The sequence below is a fragment of the Pseudoruegeria sp. HB172150 genome (assembly GCF_013184805.1).
Classification (GTDB): domain Bacteria; phylum Pseudomonadota; class Alphaproteobacteria; order Rhodobacterales; family Rhodobacteraceae; genus Psychromarinibacter.
Genome location: NZ_JAATNG010000002.1, coordinates 108,599 through 129,189 on the forward strand (window position 1 = coordinate 108,599; position 20,591 = coordinate 129,189).

Annotated in this window: 20 protein-coding genes; 11 read left to right on the plus strand and 9 right to left on the minus strand. The window is 65.2% G+C overall.

All coding sequences use genetic code 11. The features are described 5' to 3' along the window. Window positions 1-131: 131 nt before the first annotated feature. Window positions 132-1,160, minus strand: a complete 1,029-nt coding sequence (locus HCO70_RS12235; RefSeq protein WP_172296502.1) for an Atu2307/SP_0267 family LLM class monooxygenase — start codon at window positions 1,158-1,160, stop codon at window positions 132-134. A gap of 197 nt (window positions 1,161-1,357) precedes the next feature. Here HCO70_RS12235 and HCO70_RS12240 point away from each other — a divergent pair, with 197 nt between their 5' ends. Further along, complete coding sequence (locus HCO70_RS12240) at window positions 1,358-2,185, plus strand: MBL fold metallo-hydrolase (protein ID WP_172296504.1); 828 nt, start codon at window positions 1,358-1,360, stop codon at window positions 2,183-2,185. 107 nt (window positions 2,186-2,292) lie between these two features. After that, window positions 2,293-3,708 (plus strand): FAD-binding oxidoreductase, encoded by a 1,416-nt coding sequence (locus tag HCO70_RS12245; RefSeq protein ID WP_172296506.1) that lies wholly within the window; start codon window positions 2,293-2,295, stop codon window positions 3,706-3,708. Between the two features lie 204 nt (window positions 3,709-3,912). Here HCO70_RS12245 and HCO70_RS12250 read toward each other — a convergent pair whose 3' ends face one another. After that, on the minus strand, window positions 3,913-4,452 hold the full coding sequence (locus HCO70_RS12250) for an adenine phosphoribosyltransferase (protein WP_172296508.1): 540 nt from the start codon (window positions 4,450-4,452) through the stop codon (window positions 3,913-3,915). 297 nt (window positions 4,453-4,749) lie between these two features. Here HCO70_RS12250 and HCO70_RS12255 point away from each other — a divergent pair, with 297 nt between their 5' ends. After that, window positions 4,750-4,920, plus strand: coding sequence for a hypothetical protein (locus tag HCO70_RS12255; RefSeq protein ID WP_172296510.1), 171 nt, complete (start codon window positions 4,750-4,752; stop codon window positions 4,918-4,920). Between the two features lie 117 nt (window positions 4,921-5,037). On the opposite strand, the gene HCO70_RS12260 is transcribed toward HCO70_RS12255, so the two are convergent. Beyond that, entirely contained in the window at window positions 5,038-5,910 is an 873-nt protein-coding gene (locus HCO70_RS12260) for an S-methyl-5'-thioadenosine phosphorylase (RefSeq protein ID WP_172296512.1), read from the minus strand. Between the two features lie 213 nt (window positions 5,911-6,123). Between HCO70_RS12260 and HCO70_RS12265 the strand changes: the two genes are divergently transcribed. Beyond that, window positions 6,124-7,725 (plus strand): SulP family inorganic anion transporter, encoded by a 1,602-nt coding sequence (locus HCO70_RS12265; protein WP_253913291.1) that lies wholly within the window; start codon window positions 6,124-6,126, stop codon window positions 7,723-7,725. Between the two features lie 110 nt (window positions 7,726-7,835). On the opposite strand, the gene HCO70_RS12270 is transcribed toward HCO70_RS12265, so the two are convergent. Then, a complete protein-coding gene (locus tag HCO70_RS12270; RefSeq protein WP_172296516.1) occupies window positions 7,836-8,441 on the minus strand; it encodes a flavin reductase family protein in 606 nt (201 codons plus the stop codon). 78 nt (window positions 8,442-8,519) lie between these two features. Here HCO70_RS12270 and HCO70_RS12275 point away from each other — a divergent pair, with 78 nt between their 5' ends. Together HCO70_RS12275 and HCO70_RS12280 are read left to right on the plus strand one after the other, a co-directional pair. Then, window positions 8,520-9,023, plus strand: coding sequence for a GNAT family N-acetyltransferase (locus HCO70_RS12275; RefSeq protein WP_172296518.1), 504 nt, complete (start codon window positions 8,520-8,522; stop codon window positions 9,021-9,023). A gap of 142 nt (window positions 9,024-9,165) precedes the next feature. Further along, window positions 9,166-9,627 carry a hypothetical protein gene (locus HCO70_RS12280; protein WP_172296520.1) on the plus strand — a complete coding sequence of 154 codons (462 nt, stop codon included), beginning with the start codon at window positions 9,166-9,168 and terminating at the stop codon, window positions 9,625-9,627. Window positions 9,628-9,685: 58 nt separating this feature from the next. On the opposite strand, the gene ptsP is transcribed toward HCO70_RS12280, so the two are convergent. Continuing rightward, the gene (gene ptsP / locus HCO70_RS12285; protein WP_172296522.1) at window positions 9,686-11,932 is read right to left on the minus strand and encodes a phosphoenolpyruvate--protein phosphotransferase; all 2,247 of its coding nucleotides are present in this window, start codon (window positions 11,930-11,932) and stop codon (window positions 9,686-9,688) included. 198 nt (window positions 11,933-12,130) lie between these two features. Between ptsP and HCO70_RS12290 the strand changes: the two genes are divergently transcribed. Beyond that, window positions 12,131-13,237: a cache domain-containing protein gene (locus HCO70_RS12290; protein WP_172296524.1), complete on the plus strand. Its 1,107-nt coding sequence runs from the start codon at window positions 12,131-12,133 to the stop codon at window positions 13,235-13,237. A gap of 7 nt (window positions 13,238-13,244) precedes the next feature. Here HCO70_RS12290 and HCO70_RS12295 read toward each other — a convergent pair whose 3' ends face one another. Then, window positions 13,245-14,486, minus strand: coding sequence for an aspartate kinase (locus HCO70_RS12295; RefSeq protein ID WP_172296526.1), 1,242 nt, complete (start codon window positions 14,484-14,486; stop codon window positions 13,245-13,247). 332 nt (window positions 14,487-14,818) lie between these two features. Between HCO70_RS12295 and HCO70_RS12300 the strand changes: the two genes are divergently transcribed. Next, window positions 14,819-15,790: a threonine dehydratase gene (locus tag HCO70_RS12300; protein WP_172296528.1), complete on the plus strand. Its 972-nt coding sequence runs from the start codon at window positions 14,819-14,821 to the stop codon at window positions 15,788-15,790. Between the two features lie 7 nt (window positions 15,791-15,797). Here HCO70_RS12300 and HCO70_RS12305 read toward each other — a convergent pair whose 3' ends face one another. The 3 genes from HCO70_RS12305 to HCO70_RS12315 form a co-directional block, all read right to left on the minus strand. Continuing rightward, on the minus strand, window positions 15,798-16,454 hold the full coding sequence (locus HCO70_RS12305) for an SDR family NAD(P)-dependent oxidoreductase (protein ID WP_172296530.1): 657 nt from the start codon (window positions 16,452-16,454) through the stop codon (window positions 15,798-15,800). Window positions 16,455-16,496: 42 nt separating this feature from the next. Continuing rightward, a complete protein-coding gene (locus HCO70_RS12310) occupies window positions 16,497-16,943 on the minus strand; it encodes a DUF1178 family protein (RefSeq protein WP_172296532.1) in 447 nt (148 codons plus the stop codon). Window positions 16,944-17,028: 85 nt separating this feature from the next. Further along, on the minus strand, window positions 17,029-17,442 hold the full coding sequence (locus HCO70_RS12315) for an NUDIX hydrolase (protein ID WP_371742206.1): 414 nt from the start codon (window positions 17,440-17,442) through the stop codon (window positions 17,029-17,031). A 306-nt stretch (window positions 17,443-17,748) separates the two neighbouring features. Between HCO70_RS12315 and HCO70_RS12320 the strand changes: the two genes are divergently transcribed. The 3 genes from HCO70_RS12320 (at window position 17,749) to HCO70_RS12330 (ending at window position 20,582) form a co-directional block, all read left to right on the plus strand. Then, window positions 17,749-18,882, plus strand: coding sequence for an acetoin utilization protein AcuC (locus HCO70_RS12320; RefSeq protein WP_172296534.1), 1,134 nt, complete (start codon window positions 17,749-17,751; stop codon window positions 18,880-18,882). Between the two features lie 176 nt (window positions 18,883-19,058). Beyond that, window positions 19,059-19,343: a hypothetical protein gene (locus HCO70_RS12325; protein ID WP_172296536.1), complete on the plus strand. Its 285-nt coding sequence runs from the start codon at window positions 19,059-19,061 to the stop codon at window positions 19,341-19,343. A gap of 276 nt (window positions 19,344-19,619) precedes the next feature. Further along, entirely contained in the window at window positions 19,620-20,582 is a 963-nt protein-coding gene (locus HCO70_RS12330; protein WP_172296538.1) for a Gfo/Idh/MocA family protein, read from the plus strand. Window positions 20,583-20,591: the final 9 nt, after the last annotated feature.

Genomic DNA, 20,591 nt, shown 5'->3' on the forward strand with positions numbered 1-20,591 from the left:
TGCAGGGCGGTCCGGCTGCATCGGTCCCCGATCGGTAAAGGCTTGCCGGTATCGGCCACTGCAGGCAGACCCGTCTGCTTCTTCTGATCACAAATATCCCGGGGGTTTGGGGGCAGAGCCCCCAACCTGTTCTAACCCGCCTGGCGCAGCGCAGGGGCCACCTGCGTTCCCAGCACCTCGATTGCCTTCATCATCTCCGCATGGTCGATGATCCCGATCGCCATCTGGATGCAGACCCGGTCGAAACCCAGGTCATTCTTCAGTCCCAGGATCTTGTCGGTGAGCTGCGCGGGCGAGCCCACGAACATCGCGCCTTCCGGCCCGATGGAGGCGTCGTATTGCGCGCGGGACTGTGGCGGCCAGCCGCGTTCGCGGCCGATCTGGTCCATCACCTGCTTCTGCGCCGGGAAGAAGACGTCGGCCGCGCGCTGGCTGTCCTCACCGACGAAGCCGTGCACGTTCAGCGAGACGCGCGCGGTATCGGCATGGCCCGCCTGTTCCGCCGCCTGCCGGTAGAGATCGGCCAGCGGCTTGAACCGGCGTGGCGCACCGCCGATGATGGCGAGCGCCAGAGGCAGGCCGAGCACACCGGCGCGCACCGCACTTTGCGGCGTGCCGCCCACGGCGATCCAGACCGGCAGCTTCCCGTTCACCGGGCGCGGATAGACGCCCAGCCCGTTCACCGCCGGGGTGAATTTCGTGCCGGGCCAGTTGAGTTTCTCGCCCTCGTTGATCGCAAGCAGCATAGCCAGCTTTTCCTCGAAAAGCTCGTTATAGTCGTCGAGGTCGTAGCCGAAGAGCGGGAAGCTCTCGATGAACGACCCGCGGCCCACCATCAGTTCCGCGCGGCCGCCAGAGAGACCGTCGAGCGTCGCGAACTGCTGGAACACGCGGATCGGGTCGTCGGAGCTGAGAACCGAGACGGCAGAACTGAGGCGGATGTGTTTCGTGGTACGCGCTGCGGCGGCAAGCGCCACGGCGGGGGCGGAAATGGCGTAGTTCGGGCGGTGGTGTTCGCCCAGGCCGAACACGTCGAGCCCGACCTGGTCGGCCAGTTCGATTTCCTCGATCAGGTTGGTCAGCCGCTCCGGCGCGTCGATCCTGCGACCGGTGGCCGGGTCTGTTCCGACATCCCCAAAGGTGTAAAGCCCGATTTCCATGGCCCGTCTCCTTGTTTCTCGGCCAGAAGCTAGGGCGTCGCGGGCGCGGCGGGAAGCCCGCGCGCCGCACAAGTCCTGTGCGCGGAACTGCCCGGATATGCGGCAGCTAACGTGGGTGTGATCGGCGCCGGTCGCGGCGGCGCTTTGGCGGGGCAATGGCACGCGCTATCGTCGGGGCAACTTCGGAGGTTCCCCGCATGCTTCGTCTCGCCCTCGCCGCCCTCGTCGCCACCACGGCCGCCGCCACCGCGCAGGAGCGGCGGATGTCGCATTGCATCGCCATCGCCGACGCGGCGCCGGGGCTGCAATATCTGCACAAGGCCGCCTATTCCGACCCGGTGCCGGACTTCTCTGTCCGGATCACCTATATCGACCATTCCATGTTCCTGATCCAGTCGCCGGCAGGGTTCAGCGCCATCACCGATTACAACGGCTACATCGGTAGTCAGGATTTCGTGCCGGACGTGGTGACGATGAACCACGCGCACTCGTCCCACTGGACGTCGCAGCCCGACGAGCGGATCCCGCATGTATTGAAGGGATGGAACGATGAAGGGTCGGGACCGGTTGACCATCACGTCGTGCTGGACGACGTGCTGATCCGCAACGTGTCCACCGATATCCGATCGGGTTTCGGCGGGCGCGAGGATGACGGCAATTCCATCTTCGTCTTCGAGGTGGAAGGGCTGTGCATCGGCCACATGGGCCACCTGCATCACGAGCCGTCCGAAGAACAGTACGCGGCGCTCGGTCGGCTCGACGTGCTGATGATCGCGGTGGATGGAGGCATGACGATCCCGGTGGAAGTGGCGGCGCGTGTGGTCGAGCGGCTGAAAAGCTCGGTGGTGATCCCGATGCACTGGTTCGGCCGCGGCACGCTGGACCGGTTCCTGTCGAACATGTCCGAGGCCTTCGATATCCGCGACGAAGGGCAGTCGGACTATATCGTCTCACTCCGCGACCTGCCGTCGCGGCCGACGGTGATGGTACTTCAGCCGCGCTTCCTGCCGGTCTTTGAAGAATGACCCAGGCGAGGCACCCGAACGGCCGGTAAATCCCGGACCGGATTATTTGCAATCCTCCGACCATGCGGAGGCTTGCGTGCATCTGTCCGGCATGCTTCACAAATTCCATGCTGAATCCCGTCACCGATGCCTTCGCCGAGAGCCTGCGCGTGCTGCTGCCCGCCGCGGCCTTCAAGGACGACACCGCCCGCTATACCGAGAACCCGAGGGGCGGCCCGCACGGGATCGCCGGGCTGATCGTGGCGCCCGGCTCGACAGAGGAGGTCGCCACGGTGATCCGCGAAGCCGGGAAGGCGCAGGTCGGCGTCATCCCCTTCGGCGGTGGTACCGGTCTGGTGACCGGGCAGATCATGCTCGACGGCCCCGCGCCGCTGATCCTGTCGCTGGAGCGGATGGCGAAGATCCGCGGCGTTTATCCGCAGGAAAATGTTCTGGTCGCCGAAGGCGGGGCGATCCTCGCCGATATCCAGTCGGCGGCGGAAGAGGCGGGGCGGCTGTTCCCGCTGTCGCTCGGCTCGGAAGGCTCGGCGCGGATCGGCGGGCTACTGGGAACCAATGCCGGCGGGCTGAACGTGCTGCGCTACGGCAATGCCCGGGAGCTGTGCCTGGGTCTGGAGGCGGTGCTGCCGGACGGCAGCATCTGGCATGGGCTGAAGCGGCTGCGGAAGGACAATACCGGTTACGACCTGAAGGACCTGCTGGTCGGCGCTGAGGGTACCTTGGGCGTGATCACCGCCGCCGCGCTGCGCCTGTTCCCGCGGCCCACGGCGGACGGGACGGCGGTGCTGGCGGTGCCGGACCCGGAGGCGGCGCTTGGCCTGCTGGCACTGGCACGCGACATCGCGGGCGACAGCATCTCGGGCTTCGAACTGATCTCGAAGACCGGGCCGGAATTCCTGACCGAGGTGATGCCCGAGGTGCGCCAGCCCTTCGCCGAGCCGCCCGACTGGATGGTCCTGATCGAGCTTGGTCTCTTCGCCGGGCAGGACCCGGCGGAGCTGCTGGAGACGATCTTCACGCAGGCCTTCGAGAAGGGTTACGTCACAGACGGGCTGATCGCCCAGTCCGAAGGCCAGCGCGCCGAGTTCTGGCGCATGCGCGAGGCGATACCCGAGGCGAACCGCACCATCGGCGCGATTTCGTCGCATGACATCTCGATTCCGCTGGGCCGCATCCCGGAATTCATCGAGCGGGGGCCCGGCGTTCTGGCGGAGGTCGGCGAGTACCGGATCAACTGCTTCGGGCATCTGGGCGACGGCAACCTGCACTACAACTGCTTCCCGCCGAAGGGCGTGAACCGGGACGACCGGATATCCGAGAAGGCGCCGGTGCAGAGGGCGGTGCATGACCTCGTCCACGAAATGGACGGGTCGATCAGTGCCGAGCATGGGATCGGGCGGCTGAAGGCGGCGGATCTGGAGCGCTACGGCGACCCGGCGAAACTGGCGGCGATGCGGGCGATCAAACGGGCGCTCGACCCGGTGGGAATCATGAACCCGGGGGCCGTCCTGAGGGAGGAATAGGGGCGTCCCCATGGGGACGCCTTTTAACTCGTTGACTTCATACGATAAAAGTGTGACTGCGATTTTAACCTTTGTCCGGCGCGGCAGCTAACAGCCCTAGTCCAAGCGACCATACGCCAGCGCCGGCCCGTGCATCCGGGCACGTCCAAAACCAATCTGAACAGGGCAGCACCCGCCGCCCGAAGCGCAACAGGGCAAACCCGCTCAGTCGCCCTCGAACTCGCAGAGCACGTGCACTTCCATCCCCATCTCTTCCAGCTTCTTCCGGCCGCCAAGGTCGGGCAGGTCGATGATGAAGGCGCAGCCAACGATATCGGCGCCAAGCCGTTCCAGCAGCTTGATCCCGGCCTCGGCCGTGCCGCCGGTCGCCAGCAGGTCGTCGACCAGCAGAATGCTCTCGCCCGCCGTCACCGCGTCGTCATGGATCTCGACGATCGCCTCGCCGTATTCCAGCGTGTAATCCTGGCTGATCGTGGTGCCGGGCAGCTTGCCCTTCTTGCGGATCGGCACGAAGCCGGTGCCAAGCTGGTGCGCGATGGCGCCGCCAAGGATGAAACCGCGTGCCTCAAGCCCAACGACCTTGTCGATACGCTGGCCGGCATAGGGATGCAGCATCTGGTCCACCGCCATCCGAAACCCGCGCGGGTCGGCGAACAGCGTCGTCACATCGCGGAACATGATCCCCTCATGGGGAAAATCCACGATGGTGCGGATGTAATCCTTGACCGATTTGTTGCTGATCATCGGGTGGCGACCTCTTTCGCGCGGGGCTTTGCGCAATTTGTCGCCGAAGCCGGGGCCCGGTTCAAGGGCCCCGCTTGGTCATCTCAACGTTTCCGGACGATCCGGTAAAAGCTGGCGCTCAGCCAGCTTACGCGGGGCTGTTTCCAGTCCAGCCGGTCACTTACGAGCACTGCTCGTGCCTGTGCCAGGTTCATTTCTCTTCCCTTTCTTAATACCTTGCCTTAATTCTCGGCTTGTGGTGTATGGTGTTTGTATATACATACGCTATGCGAAAGTCAAGCGGCCAAGAGGATCACGGTGGCGAAGAAGTCCGACAAGAAGTCAAACAAGAAGGACAGCCAGCTTATCCTGCGCCTGGACAAGGAAGACCGGGACGCTTTCGTGAAGCTGTGCAAGGATCAGGATACCAGCGCCGCGCGGGAGATCCGGCGGTTCATCCGGGAGTATCTGGCAGAGAACGGCGACTAGGGCGTTTCGATCTCGACCCGATACAGATCGCATCGCGCAATGCGTTGAAATCTCTGATTTCAGGCAGCGTTGCGCGGTTCACATCGGATCGACAACGCTAAAGGCCGGAGCGGCGGGTCAGAGAACCCGACTGGCCACCGCGTCCAGTTTCGACAGCAATTCCGGGTCGCGCTTTTCCGGCGCCGTCAGTAGCGCGAAGTCCAGCGCCCGGTCGCAGCCATGCGGGCAGGGCTCGCGCTCTGCCCCCAGCAGCCCCGGCAGACGTTTCACCAGCGCCCGCGCCTTGTCGGCATTGCCGGTCAGCGTGGCGATAATGTCGGTGATGTCGACCGCGCCGTGATGCGGGTGCCAGCTGTCGTAATCGGTGATCATGGCCACGGAGGCGTAACAAAGCTCCGCCTCGCGGGCGAGTTTCGCCTCGGGCATGTTGGTCATGCCGATCACATCGCAGCCCCAGCTTTCGCGATACATCTTCGATTCCGCCATCGAGGAAAATTGCGGCCCTTCCATCGCGAGATAAGTGCCGCCGTCATGCACGGTAATCCCCTCGGCCTGCGCCGCCTCGACACAGGCGGCGGACAGGCGCGGGCAGGTCGGATGCGCGACCGAGACATGGGCGACGCAGCCGGCACCGAAAAACGATTTCTCGCGCGCGAAGGTGCGGTCGATGAACTGGTCGACGACGACGAAATCGCCCGGCGCCATCTCTTCCCGGAACGAGCCGCAGGCAGAGACAGAGATCACGTCGGTCACGCCCAGCCGTTTCAGCGCGTCGATATTGGCGCGGTAGGGGACGGAACTCGGCGAATGCACGTGGCCGCGTCCGTGACGCGGAAGAAAGGCCATGCCGACGCCGCCCAGCGTGCCGGTCAGGATCTGGTCCGACGGCGCGCCCCAGGGGCTTTCCACCGTCTGCCACTGGGCGTCTTCCAGTCCCTCGATCTCGTAGACGCCGGACCCGCCAAGCACACCGATTTTCGTCTGGGCCATTCCGGCCTCCCCTGTTACCCTGTCGCTCAGGGGAAAGCGTTAGCGGCTCGGCCGCGGTTTGCAAAGGCATCCCGCCTGACGCATAGCGGCTATGCGCCGGGTTCCGGTGTTCCCATAGAGCCGTTACCGCTATTGCTGCGGCGCAGAAATCGCCGGGCGCCCTCCCGGCCTTCCCCTATTGCAGGAGACCCGATGAGCAAAGCTCTGCAAGCCATGCTCGGCCTCACCGCGCGCCCCTCGGGGCGGATCGCCGACCTGTCCGACCCGTCGCGCCTGAAGACAGAGCTACTGTCGGGGCTGACCGTGGCGCTGGCGCTGGTGCCAGAGGCGGTTGCCTTCGCCTTCGTCGCCGGTGTGCATCCGCTGGTGGGGCTTTACGCGGCCTTCCTGATCGGGCTGATCACGGCGCTGTTCGGCGGCCGGCCCGGCATGATCTCGGGCGCGACAGGCGCGCTGGCGGTGGTGATGGTGTCGCTGGTGGCCGAGCACGGGGTGGAATACCTGTTCGCCACGGTGGTGCTGATGGGCATCCTGCAGGTGACCGCGGGTATCCTGCGCTGGGGCAAGTTCATCCGGCTGGTGCCGCAGCCGGTCATGCTGGGCTTCGTCAACGGGCTGGCCATCGTGATCTTCCTGGCGCAGCTCACGCAGTTCCAGGTGCCGGGCACGGCAGAGGTTTCGGGCCACGGCGCCTCGGGCGGCGAATGGCTGAGCGGCCTGCCGCTTTACCTGATGTTGGCGCTGGTGGCGCTGACCATGGCGATCATCTGGCTGTTGCCGCGCTTCACCAACATCATCCCGGCGCCGCTGGCCGGGATCGCCATCACCGCCCTGATCGTGATCGTCTTCGGTCTCGACGTGCCGCGCGTGGGCGACATGGCCTCTATCGAGGGCGGGCTGCCGCCGTTCCACATTCCCGCCGTGCCGCTGAACTGGGAGACGCTGGAGATCATCGTGCCCTATGCGGTGATCCTCGCCGCCATCGGGTTGATCGAGAGCCTGCTGACGCTGAACCTCGTCGGCGAGATCACCGGCCAGCGCGGCGGTGCCAGCCGCGAATGCGTGGCGCAGGGCGCGGCGAACGTGGTCACCGGCTTCTTCGGCGGCATGGGCGGCTGCGCGATGATCGGGCAGTCGATGATCAACGTGAAATCCGGCGGCCGCACCCGGCTGTCGGGCGTGTCCGCTGCGCTGTTCCTGCTGTGCTTCATCCTGTTCGCCGCGCCGCTGATCGAGCAGATCCCGCTCGCCGCGCTTGTCGGCGTGATGTTCATGGTGGTGATCGGCACCTTCGCCTGGAACTCGCTGAAGATCCTGTGGAAGGTCCCCTTCACCGATGCCTTCGTCATCGTGCTGGTGACCGGCGTGACCGTGGCCTACGACCTCGCCACGGCGGTGGTGGTCGGCGTCATCGTCTCGGCGCTGGCATACAGCTGGAAGAACGCCACCCGGATCCACGCCAAGACCTACACCACGCCCGAGGGCGCCAAGGTCTACCAGGTGCAGGGGCCGCTGTTCTTCGGCTCCGCCGCCGGGTTTTCCGAGATGTTCAACGTGGCGATGGACCCGCGCCGGGTGATCGTCGATTTCGACAACAGCCGCGTGGCCGACCAGTCGGCGCTGAGCGCGATCGAGGCGCTGGCGGCGAAGTACGAGGCGGCGGGCAAGAAGCTGGAGCTGCGCCACCTCAGCCGCGACTGCCACGCGCTGCTCAGCCGCGCCGGCCAGCTGATGGTCGACAGCGACGACGACCCCGATTACGAGGTCGCGGTGGATTACGGCGTGCGTACCGGGCGGCTCGGCGCCGGGCACTGAGCCCACGAATCCCGTGCGCTAGGCCGGCCCCTTCTTCTGGTCGAAAATATCCCGGGGGTCTGGGGGCGGAGCCCCCAGCCGGTCGGATCGCAAAAGCGATCCGACACCCCTCAGTCGTCGGGACGCTTCAGGCTGAACAGATCCGCGATCCGCGCGTAGTCGCGGTATCCCAGCCGGGTCAGCGGCTGGTAGCGGGTGATGTCGAACCGGCCGTCCACCATGCAGTCGTCGCGCAGGTGAACGCCGGTGACCTCGCCCAGAACCATCCAGTTGGTCTCGCCTTCCAGCTGCACGATCTGCGTCATCCGGCATTCCAGGCTGGCCGGCGCGCCCACCACCCGCGCACAGGCCACCGTCTCGCATTCCGCCTTCTCCAGACCCGCCCGCTCGAACTCGTCCACCTCGCGCGGCAGCGAGGCGGAGGTGACGTTCATCGCGTCCCGCATCGCGTATTCCACGATGTTCACGCAGAACACGCCGGTCTCGCGGATATTGCCGACGCTGTCCTTGGTATCGCCGCGATCCGCCTTGCCGGAGGTCGAGGCGAACATCACCTGCGGCGGCACGTAGGCCACCGCGTTGAAGAAGGAGTAGGGGGCGAGGTTGTCGCGCCCGTCGGCATCGCGGCTGGAGATCCAGCCGATCGGGCGCGGGGTGACGACGGCGTTGAACGGGTTGTGCGGCAGCCCGTGGCCGTCTTTCGGTTCGTAGAACATGGGCGAAATCCTGTTGCGTTGCTCCTCCCCTAACCGCGTGCTACGGGCGTTTCCAGTCGAAACCCGAGAGAGGCGCCCTTGTACCGGTTGGCCCAGGAAATTCCCGGCGACTGGTGGGAGGTAGAGGCGCTCTACGACCTCTGTTTCGCACCGGGACGCGAGGCTCTGTCCTCTTACCGGCTGCGTGACGACGTGCCCCCGGTGGCCGAACTGTGCCTCGTGGCCCGCGATCCCGAGAATGCCGTCGCCGCCGCGATCCGCTACTGGCCGGTGCGCGTGGGCGGAACGCCGGCGCTGCTGCTCGGGCCCGTGGCCACCCACCCGATCCACCAGGGCGAGGGGCTGGCGGCACTGGTGATAACCGAAAGCCTGCAGACGGCGCGGGCCGAAGGCTGGGAACGGGTGATGCTGGTCGGCGACAGGCCCTATTACGGGCGCTTCGGGTTCGAGAAGCTCGAAGGCGTGGAAATGCCGCCGCCGACCAACCCGGAACGGGTGCTGGGTCTGTCGCTGGTCGAGGGCGACGCCTGGGTGGGCGTGACCGGCCAGGTGACGCGCTGGACCGGCGGCGCAACCCTCTAGACTGCCGAACCTCACGGTCCAGTCCATTGTTATCACGATGGTTTTATGTCGCGTTTCGAACAATTCGGGCATCGGCACGTTGGTAGGTCAGATGACGGTGCAGACGTGCCGTCGCATGATCAAACCAAAGGGAGCGTACGATATGAAACGCCTTCTTCTTACTTCCGCCCTCGTTCTGTCGACCTCGGCCGGCGCCGTGCTGGCACAGGCGAGCGACACCGAAGAGACGCCGATCCGCAACTCCGTCGGCAACTACCTGGCGACCTCGAGCTATGACGTCGATGTCGACAGCCTGACCGACGAGCAGATCGCGGCGCTCTACAGCATCTACACCAGCGAAGAAGACGCCGATGTCGACCAGCGTGTCGGGGCTGTCCTGAACGACGGGAATGTCGAATACGAGACGCGCCCCGAATTCATCGTCGTGGAGCAGGTCGAGCAGCCGCGCGACCAGATCTACGACGCCGTGACCAAGGGCCTGACCGGCACCAAGTTCGAGGGCATGGCCTGGGAACTGGATGACGAGGAACTGGCGACGGCCTATGCTATTCTCCAGAACGAGAACAGCAACAGCTCGCAGGACCTCGAGGCCGTGTTCAACTAAGCGCGCCTTTCGGTGAAAAGTCGGGGCCGTCCTTCGGGGCGGCCCTTTCTCGTTCCGGTCAGCGCGGTACCGAGGCCAGCCATTCCATGATCGGCTGCCGCACCGATTGCTCGCCCTCGTCCCAGGCCTTGTCGATCACCGCGCGAACCTCGCTCAGGTCGACGCGGCGCAGCAGGCTTTTCACCGGGCCGATGGAGGCGGGGCGCATCGACAGCGACCGCAGGCCCATCGCGGCAAAGCACAGAGCCTCGACTGGACGTCCTGCATCCTCGCCACAGAAGCTGACCGGCGTTTCAGAGTCTTCGCAGCGCTCGACGATGCGCTCGATCAGGCCGAGGAAACTGACGTTCAGCGTGTCGTAGCGGCGGCGCACGCGTTCGTTCTCGCGGTCGGCGGCGAAGAAGAACTGCTTCAGGTCGTTGCCGCCGATGGAGATGAAATCGCACATGTCGAAGAACTGCTTCGGCGCGTAGGCGAGGCTGGGCGTTTCCAGCATCGTGCCGATCTCGACCTTGGCGGGCAGGGCGTGGCCAAGCGCCTCTTCGCGTTCCAGTTCGCGGAACACGTGGTCGCGCCCGGCCTTGAACTCCTCGAACTGGGCGACCATGGGGAACATCAGCGTCAATGGCCGGCCCGCGGCGGCGCGGATCAGCGCCTGCAGCTGCATTCGCATGACGCCGGGCTTGTCGAGCCCGACCCGGATCGCCCGCCAGCCGAGCGCCGGGTTCGGCTCGTCGTTCGGCTTCATGTAGGGCAGCACCTTGTCCGAACCTATGTCGAGGGTGCGGAACTGCACCCGCCGGCCTTTCGAGGCGTCGAGCACGCGGGCGTAGATATCGGCGAGTTCCTGTCGTTTCGGCATGCGGTTGCGGATCAGGAACTGCAGCTCGGTGCGGAACAGGCCGACGCCCTCGGCACCGGACCCTTCAAGTGAGGGCAGGTCGGCCATGAGCCCGGCATTCATGTAAAGCTGGATTGTATGGCCGTCGCGGGTTTCTGCCGGCTTGTCGCGCAGCGAGACATAGCGTTTCTGCGCCTCGGCCTTCATCGCCATCTTGTCGCGGAAGGCGCTGACGACTGTGTCTTCTGGGCGCAGGTGCACGACACCCTGATCGCCGTCGACCATGATCACGTCGCCGTTCAGCGCCTCGGCGGTGATGTTCTTGGCATGGATCACCAGCGGGATCGCCCAGGCGCGGGCGACGATCGCGGCGTGGCTGCCGACAGAGCCTTCCTCGAGCACGATCGCCTTGAGCCTGCGGCCATATTCCAGAAGCTCGGCAGGGCCGATATTGGTGGCGATCAGGACCGGGTCGTCGGGCATTTCCGCCCCGGTTTCCGACCCCTGGCCGGACAGGATGCGGAGCAGGCGGTTCGACAGGTCGTCAAGGTCGTGCAGGCGTTCGCGCAGGTAGGGATCGGGAACCGTCTCCATCCGGGCGCGGGCGGTATTCTGTTCCTTCTCCACCGCCGCCTCTGCCGACAGGCCGCGGGCGATGTCTTCCTCGATCCGTCGCATCCAGCCACGGGAATTGGCGAACATGCGGTAGGCTTCCAGCACCTCGCGCTGATCCTTGTCGGACGGGTGCAGGCGGCCGAGCATGTCGTCGACCGACAGCCGCAGATCGTCGAGGGCAACGTGAAAGCGGGCGTTTTCCTGTTCGGGATCATCGGCGACCGGGTTGGTCACCACGACGCGCGGCTCATGCAGCCAGACATGCCCCTCGGCGCTGCCTTCCTGTCCGGTGGTGCCGTGGTAGAGCACCGCCTGCTGGTGCAGCGCGCGCAGAGCCGCGCCTTCGCCGACGAAAGCGCCAAGCTCGGCCATCTCGGCCAGCACCATGGCGACGACTTCCAGCGCATAGATCTCGTCTTCGGAGTACTTCCGCTTGTCGCGCGACTGCACGACCAAAACGCCCAGCGTTTCGCCCAGCCGCTGGATCGGCAGGCCCAGGAAGGCCGAGAACACCTCTTCCCCGGTTTCCGGCATATAGCGGAAGCCCTTGGTGGCGGGGGCGTTTTCGGTGTTCACCGGCTGTCCCGTCCGCGCCACGTGGCCCACCAGGCCCTCGCCCACGCGCATCCGCGTCTGATGCACCGCCTCCGGCTTCAGTCCCTGTGTGGCGCAAAGCTCCAGCGTCTCGCTGTCGCGGAACAGGTAGATCGAGCACACCTGCGTGCCCATGCTGTCAGCGATGAGATGCGTGATCTTGTCGAGACGGGCCTGCCCGGCCCCTTCCTCGGCAAGAGTATCCCGTAGCCGGCCAAGCAGCTTCCGGCTTTCAGATTCCGTTCCGTCGGCCATGCGCCTGAATTGTATCCCGTCCAGTCCACACTTCCCGCGCGGCCACTCTAGACCGAGATTCGCCGGGGCGAAACGCGGATTCTCGTTTCTGGCGAATCTGCAACGCCTTCCGCCGCCGCGGCGCTGTGCAGTTGTTTCGCGCATAAGCCCTGTTAATCCTGTTAACGGGTGCATCGGCAGAAGGGGACACGGCAACGCATGTCTCGGCGTCTGACACTGGTAATCGGGCTCGTCGCCCTGCAGGCGCTGGCGCTGGTCGTGGTGCTGGGCATCAGCTACTTCACCTCGCAGGACGAACTGCTGGACTATGCCGAGGGGCTGGCCGCACGCATCGCCAGCGACACCACCGCCTATACCGAGGATTTCCTCGACCCCGCCAATGACGCGGCGGATCTCAGCTACCGGCTCGCCGAGACGGGAGTCCTGGATCCCACCGACCGGGAGAAACTGACGCGTTATTTCTTCGAGACGCTGCGGGTGCAGGAGCAGTTCGCCGGCATCTATTATGGCGTCGATAACGGGGATTTCCTCTATGTCAGCCGCGACGGCGCCGAGGATGGCGCCGATTTCCGCGTCAAGGAGATCATCACCCGGCCCCGGCGCATCGTCGACCTGGCCTGGTACAACGAGGGGTTCCGCCTGATCTCGGACCGGAAGGAACCCGAGGACGATTACGACCCGCGCATCCGGCCGTGGTACAACAACGCGCTTGAGGCCGGCGGCGCCTCGTGGACCTCTCCCTACATCTTCTTCACCTCGAAGAAGCCCGGCATCACTGTTTCGGTTCCCGTCGACGATCCCCTAACCGGCGAAACGCAGGGTGCCATCGGCGTCGACATCGGGATCGAGGCGTTGTCTCGTTTCCTCGAGGACCTGCAGATCAGCCCGAACGGATCGGCCGCCATCGTCGCAGAAACCGGCGACATCATCGCCCACAGCGATCCGGCGCTGGTGGCCACGACCGAGGCCAATGGCACGGTACGGTTCAGCACCCTCTCGGACGGCGGCGACCCGATCCTGACCCAAGCGGTCGCAGAGATGGATGCCGGGCTGGAGGGCCTGTTCCCGGGCGAAGTGCGCGTGTCACGATTCCGGGCGGATGGAGAGGTCTGGCTGGGCGCCGTCCAGCGGCTGCAGCTTGAGCGCACGCCCTGGACCGTGGTGACTTACCTGCCGCAATCCGACATCCTGGAACCGCTCTGGCGGTTGCGGAACACGGCAATCTGGGTCGCCGTTCTGGCCCTGCTGGCCACGGCTGCTCTGGGGCTGCTTTACGGCGGCGCGGTGATGCGGTCGCGCCAGTAGACGGGGCTCAGGCGCCGGCCTTGTCCAGCTCGAACGTGTCGTGCAGCGCCTGCACCGCAAGCTCCATGTACTTCCGGTCGATCAGCACGGAGATCTTGATCTCGGAGGTCGTGATGACCTTGATGTTGATCCCCTCGGCCGACAGCGCCTTGAACATTTGCGCTGCTACGCCCGCGTGAGAGCGCATTCCGATGCCCACCACTGACACCTTCGCGACATCCGTGTCCGCGACGAGATCGTGGAAGTTGATGATGCCTTCGTCCTTGGCCTTCTTCATCGCGGCCTCAGCGCGCGCCACTTGGTTGGTGGGGCAGGAGAAGGTCATATCGGTGCGGCCCTCTTCCGAGATGTTCTGGACAATCATGTCCACGTTCACACCCGCCTCGGCCAGCGGGCCGAAGATCGCCGCGGCGATACCGGGGCGGTCCGCGACCGAAATCAGCGTCATCTTGGCTTCGTCACGGCTATGCGCGACACCGGCAACCACATTGCTTTCCACGATATCCTCCTCGTCACAGACGAGCGTTCCTGCGTTGTCTCCCATGTCGCCGAAGCTGGAGAGAACCCTGAGTCTGACCTTGTAGCGCATCGCCAGCTCGACCGAGCGGGTCTGCAATACCTTGGCCCCGAGAGAGGCCAGTTCCAGCATCTCTTCGAAGGCGATCTTGTCGAGTTTGCGGGCCTTGTCGCTGATCCGGGGGTCGGTGGTGTAGACCCCGTCGACATCGGTGTAGATGTCGCAGCGTTCCGCGCCGAAGGCGGCGGCAAAGGCAACGGCGGTCGTGTCCGACCCGCCGCGGCCCAGCGTGGCGATCCGGTTCTCGGCGCTGACCCCCTGGAAACCCGCGACCACCGCAACTTTCATCCCCTCGCCGAACTTGGAGAGGATGTTGTCGGTGGGGATTTCCAGGATGCGAGCCGAGGAATGGGCAGAGGTCGTCTTCAGCGGCACCTGCCAGCCCTGCCAGCTGCGCGCCGGCACGTCCATTTCCTGCAGTGTCAGCGCCATCAGGCCGGCGGTGACATTTTCGCCCGAGCTTACGACAGCGTCGTATTCGCGGGCGTCGAAGAGCGGCGAGGTTTCCTCGACGTATCCGACGAGCTTGTTTGTCTCGCCCGCCATGGCAGAGACGATGACGATCACGTCATAGCCGTTCGCGACTTCGCGGCCGACACGCTTGGCGGCGCGGCGGATGCGGTCGAGCGTGGCGACCGAGGTGCCGCCGAATTTCATCACGAGGATCGGCATATAGGCCCGTTCCTTCACTTGGTCGGGCGCTTCATATCAGGACGGAGTGGGCAGGCAAGGGGAATGCCGCGGAGAGCTGTTTTGGCGGCTGGGCCCTGGTGCGGCGGCGGGGGGCCGATTTAACCTATCCACAGTTTTTTGTTGGCTGGTGGCGCCATGAATGCAATGGTGGATGCAAGCCCATGCGACGGCGCTGCGTTAATGCGGCATCGGAAAGCGTATACATCACCGCCGAAATTGATGGCTGCGCGCGCACAACCTATAGTATAAAAAGTTTTATAGTCAGTACGTTAATTCTGGACTTTTCCGGACCAAAGCGAATTGTTGAACACATGAAGCTTTATCGCGACGATCTGCTTGAAGCCACCGATCTGGTCTATAGCCAGATGCGCCCGACACCCCAGTATCCATGGCCGCAGCTCAAGGCGCGGCTGGGCTGCGAGATCTGGGTCAAACACGAGAATCATACACCCACAGGCGCCTTCAAGGTGCGGGGCGGCATCACCTATGTCGACTGGCTGAAGCGGACGCAGCCCGAAGTGAACGGGATCTGCAGTGCGACGCGCGGCAATCACGGGCAGAGCCAGGCGCGCGCGGCGGTCGCCGTCGGACTGCGGGCGCTGATCTATGTGCCGCACGGCAATTCGGTGGAAAAGAACGCGGCGATGCGTGCCTTCGGCGCCGAGCTGGTGGAGTTTGGCGAGGATTACGATACCTCGCGGGTCGAGGCGCTGCGCGTGGCGGAGGAAGAAGGCCTTGCCTTTGTGCCGCCGTACCATGCCGAACTGGTGAAGGGCGTGGCCACCTATGCGTTCGAATTGCTGAGCAAGGTGCCCGATCTCGACACGGTCTATGTGCCGATCGGCTGCGGCTCCGGCATCTGCGGCACGATCCTGGTGCGCGACGCGCTGAAGCTGAAGACCAAGGTGGTGGGCGTGGTGTCGACCGAGGCGCAGACGGCGAAGCTGTCGGTAGAGGCGAAGCGGCTGGTGGAGACGAACTCTGCCCGTACCTTTGCCGACGGGATGGCGGTGCGAGTGCCGGTGCAGGAAGCCTATGACATCTATGCTGAAGGCGCAGAGCGGGTCGTGGCAGTGACCGACGAGGAGGTGGCAGAGGCGATCCGGGTCTATTACCGCGACACGCATAACCTTGCCGAAGGGGCGGGGGCAGCGGCTCTGGCCGCGCTCATGCAGGAACGGGATCGGATGGCGGGCAAGAAGGTTGCGGTCATCCTGAGCGGCGGCAATATCGACGCCGACTGGTTCGTGACCGTCATGCAGGGCGGTGTGCCGGAGGTCTGAGTCCCCCTCAATAGGGGTGCGGCTTGCCTTCCCAGGTCAGGAAGCAACCCGTGGTGGTCATGTCGAGCTCGTCGAACCGGGCGATCAGTCCGGTGGCCGATGCCTCGGGCGTCAGCGGCGCGCCCTTGCTGCCAAGGTCGGTGGCGACCCAGCCGGGATGGTAGATCCCCACCGCGATACCGTCCTCCTTCAGCTCCGCCGCGAGGTTCCGGCCAAGATTGAGAGATGCCGCCTTCGAGGCGCGGTAGATCAGCAGGCCGCCGGAGGCGCGTTCGCTGCTGCCCAGCTGGCTGGAGATAATCGCGATCTTCGGATTGTCCGCCGCCCGCAGGTTCGGCAACAGCGCCTGCACCGTCAGGAACACCCCGGCGACGTTCACCGCAAAGCTGTCGGCCCACATCGCCGCCGGGTAGCCGGCGTTCAGCGACTGCCCGTCGTCCAGCTTCACCCCGGCATTGCAGACCAGCAGTTCCACCGGCCGCCCCGCCATCCGCGCCGCCAGCGCGCGGTGCTCCTGCGGATCGGTCACTTCCAGCGGCAGCCATTCGCCCTCGGGCGCGGCACCCGACCGCGAGGTCCCGATCACATCGCGCCCCGCCGCGCGGTAGCCGTCAAACAGGGCCCGGCCGATGCCCCGGTTTGCGCCGGTAATGAGAATGCTCATGCGAAGAAGACTAACCCCCTGACGCGCAGGGGCAACTGCCGCTCAGTTCGTCTTACGCGTGGGCATGAACGGCAGCGGCGCCACCGGCACGCCGTCTTCCAGCAGCGCCTTGGCCTCGTCCGCCTTCGCCTCGCCATAGATCGAGCGGTGCGGGATCTCGCCATCGTGCATCTTGCGCGCCTCGGCGGCAAAGGACAGACCGACGTAATCCGAGTTCGCCTCGACATGCTTGCGCAGCTCGGCGAGCTTTTCCTCCACCTCGTTGGCCGGCTTGGTCAGGGCGGTTTCCTTGGTTTCCGCCGCCGGAGCGGGGGCCGCCTTGCGCGCGGGTCGCACCCGCGGCGCCATCAGGGTCTTCTCCACCTCGGTCGACCCGCATTCCGGGCACACCACCATCCCCGCCGCCTTCAGACTGTCGAAGGCACCGGCGCTGGCAAACCAGCTTTCGAACGCATGATCTGCGTTGCATTTCAGGGCGTAACGGATCATCTGCCTGACTTTGCTCGATCAATTGGCTGAACATAATCCCGGCGCAGGCGAATGCAAGACCGCCCGATGCCGTGGCCGTAGCCGGTCAATCAGCCAGCTGCTTGTGATCGAAGGTGGTCAGGATGTGCCGCAACTCGGGTTCCATCACCCGCGTTGCCGCCTTCTTCAGCGTGAACCACTTGCGCCGCCGTTCGCGGAATTCGGGGAATTTCTCCTCCAGCCGCTTCACCTTGATCGGGAACACCGCGACGATGCAGGGAAGTTGATCCTGATCGCCCTGCTTCACGTAGGAATAGACCCCGATCGCGTTCGAGGTCAGGCGGCCGATTACGCCGGCCTCTTCCCACGCTTCCTGCAAAGCCGCGTCGCCCGGCGTCTCGCCGCCCATCGGCCAGCCCTTGGGGATCACCCAGCGCCCGGTGCGCCGGCTGGTGATCAGCAGCACCTCGGCCTTGCCGTCCCGTACGCGATAGCAAAGCGCGCCAAGCTGTGTCCGCACCTCGCGCTTTTTTGCCGGCGCAAGCTGAAGCGGGCGCGCCTTTGTTATGCCGGACCTGTTACCGATTGGTGCTCTTCCCCAGTATTATGTTTTGCTACCCTATCTGAAAAGTGTAGCGAAGGCCGTTCCATAATCAATGTGGAAGTCGCGCTTTCGCCTGTGGAAACAGTCCGCTTGTCGAGGTCTTATTACGTTGAAACGGCTTAGCCTGAAAAGCTTGCGCAGTTCTTTACGCGCGTGGCGGGACCTATGCACAGGCTGTGCCGCAACGCCTGAAGGATGGCGCCGAATCGGGCCGGTCGGCGCATGACGGCGCCGGTCTTCCTGGGGTCGGAGATCTACCGCACGTCCAGTTACGGCGGCTGGCATCCGCTTCGCGTTCCGCGTGTATCGGTCGTGATGGATCTCGTCCGCGCGCTCGGCTGGCTGCCGCGAGAGAGGTTCCGGACCAGTCCGCGCGCAAAGCCTGCCGCACTGACGGCCTGGCACCGGCCGGACTATATCGCGGCACTGCAACGGGCCGAGGCGGAACAGCGCGTATCGGAGGAGGAACGTGCCGGTTACGGGCTGGGCACGCCGTCCAATCCGGTGTTCACGGAAATGTACCGGCGCCCCGCGACGGCGGCGGGGGCGTCGATCCTCGCCGGGGAACTGCTGGCGCGGGGCGGTGTGGTCTACAACCCCGCCGGCGGCACCCATCACGGCATGCCGGGACGGGCGAACGGGTTCTGTTATCTGAACGACCCGGCGCTCGCGATCCTGTCGCTTCGGCGGAACGGGGTGCGGCGGGTGGCCTATGTGGACATCGACGCGCATCACGCGGACGGGGTCGAGGCGGGCTTCGCAGACGATCCCGACGTTCTGATGATCTCGGTTCACGAGGAACGGCGCTGGCCGTTTACAGGGGCGCTGGAAGATGCAGGGGCCGGGCAGGTCTTCAACCTGCCGGTGCCGCGTGGGCTGAACGACAGCGAGATGCGGGCGATCCGGGAAGAGCTGATCCTTCCGGCGGTGGACGGCTTTGCACCGGAGGCAGTGATCCTGCAATGCGGCGCCGACGCTCTGGAAGAGGATCCGCTATCGCGCCTGACCCTGTCGAACAACGCGCATTGGGCGGTGGTCGCGGCGCTTATGCCGCTGGCGCCACGCTACCTCGTGCTGGGCGGTGGCGGGTACAACCCGTGGGCGGTCGGCCGCTGCTGGGCTGGCGTCTGGGGCACCCTGACGGGGCAGGAACTGCCGGACAGGCTGGTCGTGGAGGCCGAAGAGTTGCTGCGCGCGGTGGAATGGCGCGGGCACAGTCGGGCACGGAACCCGTCGCCGCTGCTGTTCGAGACATTGCGGGACGCACCGAGGGAGGGTGCGGTGCGAGCCGAGGTTGGCGACCGCCTGGACGTATTGACGGAACGGGTGAAGCAGGCGCGGGTGCGTTGGGTTTAGGCCGTGGTACGGCGGACTGGCCGGGATGGCGGTTGTATTGACCTGGATCGGCGCCAATTGCCGATAGCCGACATTTCGAGGCGGAAAACCGTGGGAAAACCGGAGGGCAAGGCCGGATTCGGCCGAACCCGGGCTCTTGCAACCTGCAAACCAAGCCCTTCCGGAGAATGAACGTCATGTACAAGCTGGTTACGACGACCGCCCTGGCCCTGGCGCTGGGTTCCGCCGGCGCGACGGCACAGGAAACCTATGCCGAGGAACTTTATGCCGAGGGAGCTCTGACGCTTTCGAATATGGAATCCCACGTCAAAAAGGTTCTCGAAGACAACGGCGTGTCCCCCGACTGCATGGGGAACCTGTATCTGAGCGACGTGGTGGAGATGAACAACATCTTCAATTCCGACGGTGACGCGTCGGGCAAGCGCCAGCGGACCAAGGTCATCCTCGACAAGCGCTGCTGAGCTTTACGTCGGCGGGCGGTTCCGGCTGCCCGCCGAAGGTGTGGTGCCCCGCGCATTATTGCGAAATCACGAAGCTAATTCAGACATCGCGCAAGCGGTGACAAAGCGCCGGGCCTGGGATGCGGCCGTGCGCTGCGCGGGCCGTTTTGAGGCTGTTTCGGGGCCATTGCGCGGGTGTCGAGGCAAGGCTTCGCAAAAAGCGAAACCGGATGGGTATTTCGGCGATGTCGTTAGCGCGCTAACATTCCGGGGAAATCCGAACTGGGAGGGACAATCATGAAACCTGTCCGCTGGGGCGTCCTCGGCGCCGCGAAATTCGCGCGTGAACATATGGCGCGGGCGATCCATGCCGCGGAAGGGGCGACGCTGGCCGCTCTGGCGACGTCCTCGGCCGAGAAGGCGAAAGGCTTTCAGGCGTACTGCCCGGATCTGCAGGTGTTCGAGGATTACGACGCGATGCTGGCCGATCCCGGCATCGAGGCGGTCTACATCCCGCTGCCGAACCATATCCACGTGGAATGGACGAAGAAGGCGCTGGCTGCCGGAAAGCATGTGCTGTGCGAAAAGCCGATCGCGATGGCCGAAAGCGAGTTCGACGGGCTGATCGAGGCGCGGAACGCCTCCGGCCTGCTTGCGGCCGAGGCCTACATGATCGTGCATCACCCGCAATGGCAGAGGGCAAAGGCGCTGTACGAGGCCGGGACCATCGGGCGTCTGGTGCTGGTGGACGGCGTGTTCTCCTACGACAACCGCGCCGATCCGGGGAACATCCGCAACCGGCCGGAAACCGGCGGCGGCTCGCTGCCCGATATCGGGGTCTATACATTCGGTTCAGCGCGCTATGTCACCGGCGAGGAACCTCAGGCGGTCGACGCCGATATCCGGCGCGAGAACGGGGTGGACGTGTTCGCCCATGTCACGGCGGATTTCCCGTCCTTCCGCTACAGCTCCGTGACCTCGATGCGGATGTTCCCCCGGCAGGAGATGGTGTTCCACGGCGAGGAGGGCGTGATGCGGCTGACCTGTCCGTTCAACGCGAATTCGCAGGGGCAGGCCGAACTGACGCTCGAAAAGGCCGGCAAGGTGGTCACCCGCGAGGCATGGCCGGGGGTGAACCAGTACGTGCTGCAGGTGCAGAACTTCGGCAGGACGATCCGCGAAGGGGCGGACTATCCCTGCCCGCTGGAGTTCAGCCGGGGCACACAGCGGATGATCGACATGGTCCTGGCGGCCGAGTGACGTCCTCAA